This window comes from Oceanospirillum sanctuarii, from assembly GCF_002150805.1.
GTDB lineage: Bacteria > Pseudomonadota > Gammaproteobacteria > Pseudomonadales > Halomonadaceae > Oceanospirillum > Oceanospirillum sanctuarii.
In genome coordinates, this window is record NZ_MTBA01000004.1 from 564,632 (window position 1) to 577,012 (window position 12,381).

The following is a 12,381-nucleotide window of genomic DNA, read 5'->3' on the forward strand; positions in this document are numbered from 1 at the left end:
TTGCCCAAAGTAATCTTGCCATTATGACCCGAGCCCTGTTCAAAGGTTCACCGTGTCACCGCAGGAATATTCATTTTTTTGTGCATCGGGAAAAAGTTTGATGAGCCAGGTTTTTCAGCATGATGTTCTTATCATCGGCAGCGGCGCTGCCGGTTTGTCTTTAGCACTGCAACTGGCAGATCATTGCTCTGTCGCCGTGCTGAGCAAAAGCACTCTGGATGACGGCTCTACCCGTTGGGCTCAGGGCGGTATCGCTGCAGTACTGGATACCGATGACAGCGTGGAATCTCACGTACAGGACACCCTGATCGCAGGCGCCGACCTGTGTGATGAAGATGCCGTTCGTTTCACAGTTGAAAACAGCAAGAAGAGTATCGACTGGCTGATCAGCCAAGGTGTTCCTTTTACCCCTAATGATGAAACTGACAGCGATCAACCTTATCACCTGACCCGAGAAGGTGGTCACAGTCATCGCCGTATCATTCATGCTGCCGATGCCACTGGCCTTGCGGTTTCCGATACTCTGATCGCACAGGCGCTGCACAAATCAAATCTGGAAATCTTTACCAATCGCATGGCGGTGGATCTGATCACCCGTCGCAAGCTGGATGCCGAAGGTCACGGCTGTGTTGGAGCCTATGTACTCAACTGCGAAACCGAGCACGTGGATGTCTTTAAAGCCCGCTTTGTAATTCTGGCGACCGGCGGTGCGAGTAAGGTTTATCTCTACACCAGCAACCCTGACGGCTCATCCGGAGACGGTATCGCCATGGCATGGCGTGCAGGCTGCCGGGTTGCCAATATGGAGTTCAACCAGTTCCACCCGACCTGCCTCTACCATCCTCAGGCGAAATCCTTCCTGATTACAGAAGCGCTTCGTGGCGAAGGTGCTCATCTGCTGCTGCCGGACGGCAAACGATTCATGCATCACTTTGATGAGCGTCAGGAGCTTGCCCCACGGGATGTGGTGGCTCGCGCCATCGACCACGAGATGAAACGCCTTGGTAGTGACTGCGTCTATCTGGATATCAGTCACAAACCAGCGGACTTTATTAAAGGTCATTTTCCGACCGTTTATGAACGTTGCCTGGAATACGGCATCGACATCACCAAAGATCCTATTCCGGTGGTACCTGCGGCGCATTACACTTGCGGCGGTATCGTTGTGGATACCAAGGGACGTACCGATACACCAAACCTGTACGCCATTGGTGAAGCCAGTTTTACCGGCCTGCACGGTGCTAACCGTATGGCCAGTAACTCCCTACTGGAGTGCCTGGTTTATGCCGAGTCAGCAGCGCAGGATATTCTCAGCAAGCTGGATAGTGTGCCTGAGCCGCCTTACGTGCCAGACTGGGATGAGAGTCAGGTAACGGACTCCGATGAAGACGTCGTAATCGCCCACAACTGGGATGAACTGCGTCGCTTTATGTGGGATTACGTAGGTATCGTGCGAACCAACAAGCGCCTGCAGCGCGCCAAACACCGCATCGACATGCTGAATAATGAAATTTCTGAGTACTACTCTAACTATAAGATCTCAGGTGACCTGATCGAGCTACGTAATCTTTCGGTTGTGGCCGACCTGATTATCCGCTCCGCGCTGATGCGAAAAGAGAGTCGCGGCCTCCACTACACGCTGGACTATCCGAAACTGAGTACAGAGCCCCGTAATACCGTGCTCACTCCGGATCAGTGGTAAAGCTCAAAAGAGCGCACCCGGTTGATCCCATAAACAAATGCCGGCTTCAGAATCTGAAGCCGGCATTTTTCTTTCTGAAGCAAAGCAATACTCTGAGCTTACGAAAACTTTCCGCATCCATGCTGTCACGGAAAACCAGTATTCGATAGAACTTTCCACTCTCACCCTTAAAGATCAGAAACTGCCAAAAGCTGAAGAAGCCGGACGCGTGATGCAAATCCACAACTACTCGCTCGCCGGAATTCAAGGATAAACTCCAACACTCACCATCAAATCTGATCTCAGCCACATCATCAGGCTGGCCTGCCAAACCCAGCAGACGCACTGAACGTCGCCAGAGCAGAAAGGCGGGAATTGCAAAAAGGAAGCTAAGCGGTTCCGGACGATGGAGACAAAGAAAGATCAGAGGAAGAACGTGGCTCGCAATCAGCCAGCCACGCAGCCAATCAGAGGCTCTTAAAGTTAGACAGATCACCGTGCTCGGCATAAGCGATAATCTTCTGCAAAATCAGTCGGTATTCAGATTCTTCCGGCAGATCACGCTGCATCAGCCAAACAAACAGGTCCTGATCTTCGCATTCCAGCAGCTTTTCATAGCGCTTACGATCAGTTTCATCCAGATCCCGGTAACAATCACGGACGAAAGGCACCAGCATCAGATCCAGTTCCCACATACCGCGACGACTCTGCCACTGCAAACGCTTCACTTCTTCTTCGATACTCATTACACACCTAAACCTATTAACCAGCCCGCTTAGTAATCAGGGCAATTATCGCCAGTATACCGCGCTTGTTCTGCATACCCCAGATAGCTTCGACCAATGATCAAAAACAAAAAACTACTTTTACCCATTGATTTTTCACTAACCTTTTGTTTAATACAGGATTATCGCTATTTTATTTTTCCATAAGTGGCCGATAATAATAATGTCGCTTATCTGAATAACAATGCCCTTAGAAGAATAACGATCAAAATGCAGGAAACAGACAATGACTAAATCCGAATTAATTGAACAGATCACGTTAAAACAGCCCGAGTTATCAGCAAAGGAAGTTGAAGCTGCTGTGCGCATTCTTCTGGAACAGATAACAGATACACTGGCTACCGGTGGCCGGGTTGAGATTCGCGGTTTCGGCAGCTTCTCTCTACACTATCGTGAGCCTCGCACCGGACGTAACCCAAAAACCGGTGAAGCGGTTGACCTGACCGGCAAATTTGTCCCGCACTTCAAACCGGGGAAAGAGCTGCGCGAACAAGTTGATGAGGCGAAAAAGCTACGAGCTTAACATCTGAAAACTGTGCAGTTTAAAGCCATTATCTGAACATCTGCTCTGTTTTCACTGATGAGATTCCTGCCGAATACTGGCATAATCCCGCCATACCCAACCGGATAACAGGAGTTAAGATGCGTTGGCTTAAAAGCGGTATTCTCTTTGCTGTGATCTTAACACTTCTGATCACCGGCGTGCTTTTTTCTTCCCGAAACACGACACCTTACGCCATTGATCTGCTGATCCTGCGCCTTCCGGAAATCAGCATCTCCTTACTTATTCTGGGTAGCCTTGTTATCGGCCTGATTACCGGCTGGCTACTGTCACTATCTACTTTTGTTCGCCTGAAAGCCGCTCAGATGCGTAGCGAGAAAGCGCTTAAAGTCGCTCAGAAAGAGCTGGATACCCTGCGTATTTCCGGCCTGAAGGACACTCAGAATGAATGAAGTGCTGTTGCTGATAACTCTGGTTACAGCGATAGCGATCGGTTTTTTTCTTGGCTACAAAGCCAAAAACAAAAACCGGGGAGCTCGGGCATCCCTGTCTGCAAATAGCCTGAACAAAGATTATTTCACCGGCCTCACCTATCTGCTGAACGATCAGCAGGATCAGGCGATCGAAACCTTTATGCGGGTTCTCGAAATCAATCCGGAAACCGTCGATACCCATATCGCCATGGGCAACCTGTTTCGCAGTAAAGGCGAAACCGAAAAAGCGATTCGTCTGCATCAGAATCTTTTTGCCCGCCCTACTCTCAGTAAGTCACTAACACAACAGGTTCAGCTTGAACTGGCCCGGGACTTTTTTGCTGCAGGCCTGTTTGACCGTGCTGAACGCCTGTTATTGGAGATTACTGAAGCTCAATCTGATGAAGTCCGCCTACAGGTACTGAAGCTACTGCTGCGTATCTACGAGCAGGAAAAAGAGTGGCAGAAAGCGATTGAGATCAGCAACAACCGATTACTGAGAGATCTTCCGGAACAGCGTAAAGCTGTGGCCCATTACTATTGTGAGCTGGCAGACAGCCTTCTTGCTCAGAACGAAACCACACAGGCCAGAAAATATCTGAAGCAGGCACTCTATAACGACCCGAACTGCATACGAGCGAACTGGTCTACGGCCAATATGGAGCTGAAAAACAATAATGTCCGTAAAGGCCGCTCACTACTACTAAGAATACCGGAGCAGGACAAGCGTTATTACTCGCTGGTGTTGCCTGAGCTGCGTCAGATCATGACGGATAAAGACCTGAGCCCTATTCTGGATGAAGCCCTGGAACAGTTCCCGTCCCAGACAGCATTAAATCTGAAAACAGAACTGATTCAACAACGTCACGACAGCCACTCCGCACTGGAATATCTTGAGGCCTACTCCGCCCGTCGCAAAAGCTCATCGCCCTTTGTGGCAGGACTTCAGGTGCATCTGATGCTGGATCAAGCCAACACAGGTTCGCTAAAACCCAGACTCCATCAGCTGGAACAGCAACTAAGCCGTTACGATAGCAAACAACATAAGTCCCGCTGCATCAGCTGTGGCTTTAAAAGCCAGCACAGCCCTCTCTGGCAATGCCCCAAGTGCCGAAGCTGGGGCAGTGTCCGACCGGATGATGTTCTCTGATCTTCATAACGATACAAGGCAGCCCCGATTTGCAGATATAAAAAAAACGCATCACAGGATGCGCTTTTTTGTGCTCGGCAACTCTTAAATTGTTTAGTTTCTGGCAGACGCGATCTCAGCTTCAATCAGAGCCAGAGCCTGCATAGGGTCTTCTGCCTGAGTAATCGGGCGACCAATTACCAGATAATCACTACCATCAATCAGAGCCTGTTTTGGCGTCACAATACGCTGCTGATCGCCTTTTTCAGCAAAAGACGGACGAATACCAGGCGTTACCAGCTGGAAGCTACGAGGCAGAGCTTCACGCAGCATAACCGCTTCCTGCGCCGAACAAACCACACCATCCAAACCAGACTGCTCTGTCAGAGAAGCAAGATGCATCACCTGTTCCGCAGGAGAAGCATTGATACCGGTTTCACGCAGCTGCTGTTCATTCATACTGGTCAGCACCGTTACCGCGATCAGCAGAGTATCGTGACCGGCACCACGCAGACGCTTCAGGGACTCTTCCATCATAGGACGGCCACCACAAGCATGAACATTAACCATCCAGGCACCACTGTCTGCTGCCGCCAGTACTGCCTGCGCTGTGGTGTTTGGGATATCGTGAAACTTCAGATCCAGAAATACTTTAAAACCGCGCTTGGTCAGAGCTTCGATAATTGCAGGGCCTGAGCGTGTGAATAACTCTTTACCCACTTTCAGCTGACAACGTCCCGGCTCAAGCTGATCTACAAAAGCTAACGCCTGCTCAGCATTAGGATAGTCCAGCGCAACAATGATCGGATTTTCAACAATTAGAGACATCAATTTTTCCTCAGCTGTGAGTGCGGGCACATTATAAAGCCTGGCCTAAAAGGGTACAGGACAAATTTATCCCAGCTTTCGAAATAAATATTTCACACTCAGGATCAAACCAAAGTCTATCAGGCAAACATCCACAAACTTACTATGGTTAAGAAGCGAAACTATGGAAATTAACCTCAACAAAGGATGTTGCTATGAAAGCCAAAAAACCATCTCTGACGACCCTCTTCGGCAGTTTGATAGTCGTACTATCACTCGCCACAAGCCCTCAGCTTAAGGCGCAAACCGATAACCTGGTGCCACAGAATGAGACGACTCAGGTTGCAGAAGCTTCAACAACACAGCAAGCTGTAATCAATATCAACACCGCAGGGCTTAATGAACTGCAAAACCTGAAAGGGATAGGACCCGCCAAAGCTCAACGTATTCTGGACTTCAGAACCGAGCACGGTGACTTTAAAAGTGTTGAAGCTTTAACTCAGGTAAAAGGCATCAGCCTGAGAACCCTGGAACTGAACAAGGGCAGGTTGTCGATCTGATCATCTGTGCCAACCTAGGCTAAAATCACAAATATCTTGGCATAAAACAGGCAATAAAAAAGGAAGGCAGATGCCTTCCTTTTTCAGTTCTAACGACAGGATGCGATTAGATACGCAGACCACCATCACACTCAATGATACGACCTGTGAAGTAGTCGTTCTCAATGATGTACTCAACGGAGTGAGCAATTTCGTCCGGCTTACCCAGACGCTTCATTGGGATAACAGAGCAAACTTTCTCCAGTGCTTCAGGCTTCATGCTGGCGGTCATATCGGTTTCGATAAAGCCGGGAGCGATAGCACCTACCCGGATACCGTAGCGGGACAGCTCTTTAGCCCAGGTAACAGCCATGTTAGCCACACCAGCTTTAGCCGCAGTGTAGTTAGTCTGACCCAGGTTACCGGAACGGGAGATACTGGAGATATTGATGATCACGCCCTGAATATCACGCTCAATCATCTGGCATGCCGCTTCACGGGCGCACAGGAATACACCGGTCAGGTTTACATCGATAACCTGCTGCCACTGTTCCAGACTCATCTTCTGCTGAATCTGGCCTTCTTTAGCCTTGATAAACAGGCCATCACGGGTAATACCGGCGTTGTTCACCAGTACGTCCAGACGACCAAAGTCAGTAGCGATTTTGCTGAAGGTCGCTTCAACTTTCGCTTCCTGAGCTACGTTTGCGATATAGGTTTTCGCTTCAGAACCGGCTTCTTTCACCAGATCCGCAGTTTCGTCCAGCTTCTCCTGATTGAGATCAACCAGAGCCAGCTTAGCGCCTTTAGCAGCCAGACGCAGAGCCATCTGACGACCCAGACCCTGACCACCACCAGTAATTACGACAACTTTATCCTGCAAATCCATCACGACCCCCTGGGCTTCTCACATGACATTGGTGTCAATACGGTATGTATTGATAACTGTTCTAGATATTGTGCATTGCAATATAACCCATTTTTTTGCAGTTGCGAACCCTGTATTTCGCATCTGCAATACTGATTAAAATGAAAAACCGTCTCGTGAAATAACATTGAAAACCCGAACACCTGTCCCTATATCTCTCTGAGCCAATCAGGAAATGACTTATGAATAAATTTTTGCTCTTGTTTATTGCAGTGCCGTTAATCGAGATGGTTGTTCTGATCAAAGTGGGACAACAGATCGGCGCGCTGTCCACCATCGCGCTGGTGATACTGACAGCGGTTATCGGCATTGCGCTGTTAAAACAACAGGGCATCGCGATGCTCAATCGCGCCAACTGGAAACTAAATCAGGGGCAGATTCCCGCCAGAGAGATGGCGGAAGGTATTGTGCTAGCGGTAGGTGGTGCTCTGTTGCTGACACCGGGTTTTGTCACCGATGCCTTTGGTTTTATCTGCATCTTACCCGGCAGCCGACATTTTCTTTTGAATCAGGTCTTGAAAAATATCAGCGTCAACCCTATCCATCATTCAAACAGTGGAAGCCAGTGGCAGGAGCCGCAGGAATCCCACTGGGAATCGACTCATCAGCGTCAGAATCAGCCTGGGAAGCAAAATGCCGGGGATGTGATTGAAGGTGAGTACGAAAGGAAAAAATAATTTTCCTAAGCCATTGAATTGAAAAAGCATGTCCCCACATAAGGGACATAGCTTTTAAGCCCTTCGGGGCATAACAAAAACATCGGGCCCAGCCCGTTCTTTTAAAGATTGAAAGACAAAGATCTTTTAGTTTTAGGAGTAAATTGAGAATGAGCATCCGTCCTTTACACGACCGCGTTGTAATCCGTCGTCAGGAAGAAGAGACCACTACTGCAAGCGGTATTGTTCTACCGGGTTCTGCAGCTGAGAAACCTAACCAAGGTGAAGTTGTAGCTGTAGGCAATGGCCGTGTACTGAACAATGGTGACGTTCAAGCAATGAGCGTAAAAGTAGGTGACACCGTTCTGTTCGGTCAGTTCGCAGGTAACAACACCGTTAAGATCGATGGTGAAGAGCTGCTGATCATGAGCGAAAGCGAAATTTATGCAGTTCTGGAAAGCTAATTAGTCTTCCCTGCACTGAATTCAAACCGATTTAAACCTATTTTTAAGCGAGATTTTAATCATGGCTAAAGACGTATTATTTGGTATCGAAGCTCGTCAGCGCATGCTGGAAGGCGTAAATGTACTGGCAAACGCTGTTAAAGCAACTCTGGGCCCTAAAGGTCGTAATGTAGTACTGGAAAAATCTTTCGGTGCGCCAACCATCACTAAAGATGGTGTTTCTGTAGCCAAAGAGATCGAACTGAAAGACAAGTTCGAAAACATGGGCGCACAGATGGTTAAAGAAGTAGCGTCTAAAGCAAATGATGTTGCTGGTGACGGTACTACTACCGCAACGGTTCTGGCTCAGGCGATCGTTACTGAAGGCCTGAAGTCTGTTGCTGCCGGTATGAACCCAATGGATCTGAAGCGCGGTATCGACAAAGCGACTCAGGCTGTTGTTGCTGAGCTGAAAGAGCTGGCTGTACCTTGTGCCGACAACAAAGCGATCGCACAGGTTGGTACTATCTCTGCTAACTCTGACGCAACTGTAGGCAACATCATCGCAGAAGCGATGGCTAAAGTTGGCAAAGAAGGCGTTATCACTGTAGACGAAGGCCGTGGTTTCGACGACGAGCTGGAAGTTGTTGAAGGTATGCAGTTCGATCGTGGCTACCTGTCTCCATACTTCGTAAACAACCAGGAAAAAATGGCGGTTGAGCTGGACGATGCTCTGATCCTGCTGGTTGACAAGAAAATCTCTAACATCCGTGAGCTGCTGCCAGTTCTGGAAGCAACTGCAAAAGCAGGTAAGCCTCTGGTTATCATCGCTGAAGATATCGAAGGCGAAGCACTGGCAACTCTGGTTGTTAACTCCATGCGCGGTATCGTAAAAGTTGCTGCAACTAAAGCTCCTGGCTTTGGTGATCGTCGTAAGGCGATGCTGGAAGATATCGCTATCCTGACTGGCGGTACTGTAATTTCTGAAGAAGTTGGCCTGAGCCTGGAAGCGGCAACTCTTGAGCACCTGGGCAGCGCGAAGCGCATCACCATGAGCAAAGAGAACACCACCATCATCGATGGCGTTGGTGAAGCAGCAGCTATCGAAGCTCGCGTAGCTCAGATCCGTGCTCAGATCGAAGAAACTTCTTCTGACTACGACAAAGAAAAACTGCAGGAGCGTGTTGCTAAACTGGCTGGCGGCGTAGCCGTAATCAAAGTTGGCGCAGCTTCTGAAATGGAAATGAAAGAGAAGAAAGACCGCGTTGAAGATGCTCTGCACGCAACCCGCGCAGCAGTAGAGGAAGGCGTGGTACCTGGCGGTGGTGTTGCACTGATCCGTGCTCTGGCGAAAGTTAAAGACATTCAGGGTGACAACCACGATCAGAACGTAGGTATCGAGCTGGCATTCCGTGCAATGGAAGCTCCACTGCGTCAGATCGTAACCAACGCTGGTGAAGAAGGTTCTGTTGTTGTGGCTAACGTTCGCACTGGCGAAGGTAACTTCGGCTACAACGCTGCAACTGGTGAATACGGCGACATGATCGAGATGGGTATTCTGGATCCGGCTAAAGTGACCCGTTCTTCTTTGCAAGCAGCTGCTTCCGTTGCCGGTCTGATGATCACTACCGAAGCCATGGTTGCTGATGCACCTGAAGACAAACCTGCAATGCCTGATATGGGCGGCATGGGCGGTATGGGTGGCATGGGCGGCATGATGTAATCATCCAGCTACTGCCATCGGGATCAGCGCTTCATCAGAGGCGCTGATTTCTGATACCCGAAGCCTCGCTGAAATGCCTTCACCGGTAGCAGCGGGGCTTTTTTCTACCTGTTATTTATGACCTGATTTCATAGCTGTTGTTTTCTGCCTGCAGCGCCAGTCGGTTTACGGTATCCTTGCCGCCATTATTTTGTCCTCCCCTGTTAGCATCACGGTATCTTTATGCTCGAAAAAATCCGCATTGTTCTGGTCAACACATACCACCCCGGCAATATAGGTTCTGCTGCACGGGCGATGAAAGTGATGGGACTGGATCGTCTGTATCTGGTATCACCCAATCATTTTCCCCATGAAGATGCCAACACCATGGCGGCAGGCGCGGAAGATATTCTGGATAAAGTGGTTATCTGCGAAACACTGGAAGATGCCATTGGTGACTGCGAACACGTTATAGCCACCAGCGCCCGCCCACGCTCTCATCAGGTTCCGGCGATGACACCACCGGAATGTGCCGTTTTCGCCCGGGAGACTCCGGCTGAGGAAGAGATCGCCATCGTCTTTGGTCGTGAACGCAGCGGCCTGACTGCGGAAGAGTACGAACTCTGCAACAAGCATGTATTTATTCCGGCTAATCCGGACTATTCGATTCTGAATATGGCATCCGCGGTTCAGATCATCGCCTATGAGCTGTATCAGAAGAGCCTGACTCACTTTGAGCCGGTTAAGAAAGAGATCGAACTGCCCAGCGCCAAAGAGATGAAATTCTTTCTGGAGCGCATGGAGGAACGATTGGACGATGCAGGATATTTTAAGGGCAAACCCAAAGATGTGACGCTAGGAAAGCTACGGGCATACTTCCAACGCAATCTGCCTGAGAAAGCGGAATTGAGCCTTCTACAGGGTATTCTGACCCGACTGGAGTCGGAAGAAGACTGGCAGCGGCGCCAGAATAATCAGGACTGATTCAAAAGCACTGATTAAACGGATACAAAAACACCCGACCAGCTTAAAACTGATCGGGTGTTTTCTTTGTAGGCATAACCCTAATTACCAGGCCTTACCTGCAAACTTAGCTGACTTTGAAGCGGTGAATCAGACGGATCATATCCTGTGATACATCCATCAGCTCCTGACTGGCCGACGCCATCTGAGCTGATTCACTGCTCACACTATTGGTTAGGTCGCGCAGGCTGACAACATTATTGTTGATGCCGGAGACCGTGGTTGACTGCTCTTCTGACGCAGCAGCAATCTCCTGATTCATACGCTGAATAGAAGCGACTTCCTGCGTGATATTACCCAGTGCCCGACCTGCTGACGCAGAGGTTTCCGCGGCAATACCCGCTTTTTCTGCACCATCGCTCATCACAGATACCGCCTGTTCAGCTGCCGCCTGAAGCTTCTCAACGATGGTCTGAATCTCTGTGGTCGATTCCTGAGTACGCTGCGACAGGGTACGAACCTCATCCGCAACCACTGCAAAGCCGCGACCTGCCTCACCGGCACGGGCCGCTTCAATCGCCGCATTCAGTGCTAACAGGTTAGTCTGCTCGGCGATACCACGTATCACTTCCAGCACGGTATCCACATTGCGACTATCTTCCGCTAACTGAGAAATCACCTCACTGGCCTGATGAATCGCTTCGGCAAGACGCTGAGCCTCAGAAATATTCTGGCTAATAATCTTCTGACTCTGCTCGGATTCTGTGGTAGCCTGTACCGTGGATTCCGTTGCCTGAACGGTACGCTCAGTGACTTCCTCAACACTTGCCAGCATCTGCATCATGGCGCTCGCCAGCTGCTCAGAATCCTGCTTCTGCTGATGCACGCTATCATCCACACTCTGCGTGGAGGCCACCAACTGAGAAGCCGAACTGGCCAGACGCTCAGCAGAACCACTAACATCCCGCATAATACCCTGAAGAGAAGCGACAAAGTGGTTGAAGTAGCGAGCCAGCGCGACAAGCTCCACAGAACCGGTTTCTTCCAAACGCTGGGTCAGATCACCTTCACCTTGAGACAAACCACGCATCGCTTTCACCGTGCGGTTAAGCGGGGTGGTAATACTGCGGATGAAGAACACCAGAATGACCGATAACCCCACCAGAATAATGACCGCATTGAAAATCGACATCAGCTCAGAAGCTGCGATATCCGCCTGCAGTGCATCCATATTCAGACCGCTGCCGATCGTCCACTGCCAGGGAGCGAAATAACCTGCGTAGCTGGTTTTAGGGTCAAGCTGCTCTTTGTTTTTACTGTTAGGCCATTGATAATCAACAAAACCGCCGCCGCTTTTCGCCTGAGTATATAGCTCCTGCACGAAAGGCTTACCGGTTGGATCCTTCAGACCCATGATATTTTTACCCACCAACGCCTTAACGCCGCTGGCCAGCTGCACCCCCTGATTATCACCGACAAACAGGTAATTGCCGTTATCAAAGCGCATCGCAGACACTGCCGCTAACGCCTGACGCTGAGCTTCAGCTTCTGACAACGTGCCATCCTGACTGAGCTGATAGTAGTGATCAATCACGCCAACACCGCTTTCTACCAGTAGCGTGACCCCTTTCTCGTAGCTTGCACGCAGGTGATCACGCATCTTGGACGCATCCAATAAAGTATTGATCACAAGCCCCAACGCAAACAATCCCAGTATCATCCACGCCCGGGTAGCAATGGATATTCTTGATAAACTGGTTTCCATGATTTTCC

The 12,381-nt window shown here is 49.6% G+C and carries 13 protein-coding genes and 1 pseudogene; 9 read left to right on the forward strand and 5 right to left on the reverse strand.

The genetic code is table 11. The features are described 5' to 3' along the window. Positions 1-100 precede the first annotated feature (100 nt). Positions 101-1,702: an L-aspartate oxidase gene (nadB, locus tag BV405_RS09485; protein WP_086480616.1), complete on the forward strand. Its 1,602-nt coding sequence runs from the start codon at positions 101-103 to the stop codon at positions 1,700-1,702. 46 nt (positions 1,703-1,748) lie between these two features. Here the strand turns inward: nadB and BV405_RS18090 are convergent, their stop codons facing one another. Together BV405_RS18090 and BV405_RS09495 are read right to left on the reverse strand one after the other, a co-directional pair. After that, positions 1,749-2,189 carry a protein YgfX gene (locus BV405_RS18090; RefSeq protein ID WP_342743949.1) on the reverse strand — a complete coding sequence of 147 codons (441 nt, stop codon included), beginning with the start codon at positions 2,187-2,189 and terminating at the stop codon, positions 1,749-1,751. Further along, positions 2,149-2,427: an FAD assembly factor SdhE gene (locus BV405_RS09495; protein WP_086480618.1), complete on the reverse strand. Its 279-nt coding sequence runs from the start codon at positions 2,425-2,427 to the stop codon at positions 2,149-2,151. Before BV405_RS09495 ends, BV405_RS18090 begins: the two co-directional genes overlap by 41 nt. Before the next feature lie 262 nt (positions 2,428-2,689). Between BV405_RS09495 and ihfB the strand changes: the two are divergent. From ihfB to BV405_RS09510, 3 genes and pseudogenes are all read left to right on the forward strand, one after another. Next, positions 2,690-2,989 (forward strand): annotated as a pseudogene (gene ihfB / locus BV405_RS09500) (integration host factor subunit beta); the annotation flags it as partial. A gap of 119 nt (positions 2,990-3,108) precedes the next feature. Next, positions 3,109-3,420 (forward strand): lipopolysaccharide assembly protein LapA domain-containing protein, encoded by a 312-nt coding sequence (locus BV405_RS09505; protein ID WP_086480620.1) that lies wholly within the window; start codon positions 3,109-3,111, stop codon positions 3,418-3,420. Beyond that, positions 3,413-4,591 (forward strand): tetratricopeptide repeat protein, encoded by a 1,179-nt coding sequence (locus BV405_RS09510; RefSeq protein ID WP_086480621.1) that lies wholly within the window; start codon positions 3,413-3,415, stop codon positions 4,589-4,591. Before BV405_RS09505 ends, BV405_RS09510 begins: the two co-directional genes overlap by 8 nt. A 93-nt stretch (positions 4,592-4,684) precedes the next feature. Here BV405_RS09510 and pyrF read toward each other — a convergent pair whose 3' ends face one another. Continuing rightward, positions 4,685-5,398 (reverse strand): orotidine-5'-phosphate decarboxylase, encoded by a 714-nt coding sequence (gene pyrF, locus BV405_RS09515; RefSeq protein ID WP_086480622.1) that lies wholly within the window; start codon positions 5,396-5,398, stop codon positions 4,685-4,687. Positions 5,399-5,592: 194 nt separating this feature from the next. Here pyrF and BV405_RS09520 point away from each other — a divergent pair, with 194 nt between their 5' ends. Further along, the gene (locus BV405_RS09520; protein ID WP_086480623.1) at positions 5,593-5,937 is read left to right on the forward strand and encodes a ComEA family DNA-binding protein; all 345 of its coding nucleotides are present in this window, start codon (positions 5,593-5,595) and stop codon (positions 5,935-5,937) included. A gap of 106 nt (positions 5,938-6,043) precedes the next feature. On the opposite strand, the gene BV405_RS09525 is transcribed toward BV405_RS09520, so the two are convergent. Continuing rightward, a complete protein-coding gene (locus BV405_RS09525) occupies positions 6,044-6,805 on the reverse strand; it encodes an SDR family oxidoreductase (protein ID WP_086480624.1) in 762 nt (253 codons plus the stop codon). 221 nt (positions 6,806-7,026) lie between these two features. Here BV405_RS09525 and BV405_RS09530 point away from each other — a divergent pair, with 221 nt between their 5' ends. The 4 genes from BV405_RS09530 to BV405_RS09545 all read left to right on the forward strand — a co-directional run bounded on the left by BV405_RS09530 (position 7,027) and on the right by BV405_RS09545 (position 10,629). Further along, positions 7,027-7,521, forward strand: a complete 495-nt coding sequence (locus tag BV405_RS09530) for an FxsA family protein (RefSeq protein ID WP_086480625.1) — start codon at positions 7,027-7,029, stop codon at positions 7,519-7,521. A gap of 149 nt (positions 7,522-7,670) precedes the next feature. After that, entirely contained in the window at positions 7,671-7,964 is a 294-nt protein-coding gene (locus BV405_RS09535) for a co-chaperone GroES (protein WP_086480626.1), read from the forward strand. Between the two features lie 58 nt (positions 7,965-8,022). Beyond that, positions 8,023-9,666 carry a chaperonin GroEL gene (gene groL / locus BV405_RS09540; RefSeq protein WP_281251679.1) on the forward strand — a complete coding sequence of 548 codons (1,644 nt, stop codon included), beginning with the start codon at positions 8,023-8,025 and terminating at the stop codon, positions 9,664-9,666. A gap of 222 nt (positions 9,667-9,888) precedes the next feature. Next, the gene (locus tag BV405_RS09545) at positions 9,889-10,629 is read left to right on the forward strand and encodes an RNA methyltransferase (protein WP_086480628.1); all 741 of its coding nucleotides are present in this window, start codon (positions 9,889-9,891) and stop codon (positions 10,627-10,629) included. 106 nt (positions 10,630-10,735) lie between these two features. Here BV405_RS09545 and BV405_RS09550 read toward each other — a convergent pair whose 3' ends face one another. After that, positions 10,736-12,373 (reverse strand): methyl-accepting chemotaxis protein, encoded by a 1,638-nt coding sequence (locus BV405_RS09550; RefSeq protein ID WP_086480629.1) that lies wholly within the window; start codon positions 12,371-12,373, stop codon positions 10,736-10,738. Positions 12,374-12,381 lie beyond the last annotated feature (8 nt).

Bases quoted from the DNA above. Each gene is read 5' to 3' on its own strand.
- nadB (WP_086480616.1), top strand. From the start codon at position 101: ATGAGCCAGGTTTTTCAGCATGATGTTCTTATCATCGGCAGCGGCGCT.
- BV405_RS09550 (WP_086480629.1), bottom strand. From the start codon at position 12,373: ATGGAAACCAGTTTATCAAGAATATCCATTGCTACCCGGGCGTGGATG.
- BV405_RS09505 (WP_086480620.1), top strand. From the start codon at position 3,109: ATGCGTTGGCTTAAAAGCGGTATTCTCTTTGCTGTGATCTTAACACTT.
- BV405_RS09545 (WP_086480628.1), top strand. From the start codon at position 9,889: ATGCTCGAAAAAATCCGCATTGTTCTGGTCAACACATACCACCCCGGC.
- BV405_RS18090 (WP_342743949.1), bottom strand. From the start codon at position 2,189: ATGCCGAGCACGGTGATCTGTCTAACTTTAAGAGCCTCTGATTGGCTG.
- pyrF (WP_086480622.1), bottom strand. From the start codon at position 5,398: ATGTCTCTAATTGTTGAAAATCCGATCATTGTTGCGCTGGACTATCCT.
- BV405_RS09535 (WP_086480626.1), top strand. From the start codon at position 7,671: ATGAGCATCCGTCCTTTACACGACCGCGTTGTAATCCGTCGTCAGGAA.
- BV405_RS09495 (WP_086480618.1), bottom strand. From the start codon at position 2,427: ATGAGTATCGAAGAAGAAGTGAAGCGTTTGCAGTGGCAGAGTCGTCGC.
- BV405_RS09520 (WP_086480623.1), top strand. From the start codon at position 5,593: ATGAAAGCCAAAAAACCATCTCTGACGACCCTCTTCGGCAGTTTGATA.
- BV405_RS09525 (WP_086480624.1), bottom strand. From the start codon at position 6,805: ATGGATTTGCAGGATAAAGTTGTCGTAATTACTGGTGGTGGTCAGGGT.
- BV405_RS09510 (WP_086480621.1), top strand. From the start codon at position 3,413: ATGAATGAAGTGCTGTTGCTGATAACTCTGGTTACAGCGATAGCGATC.
- BV405_RS09530 (WP_086480625.1), top strand. From the start codon at position 7,027: ATGAATAAATTTTTGCTCTTGTTTATTGCAGTGCCGTTAATCGAGATG.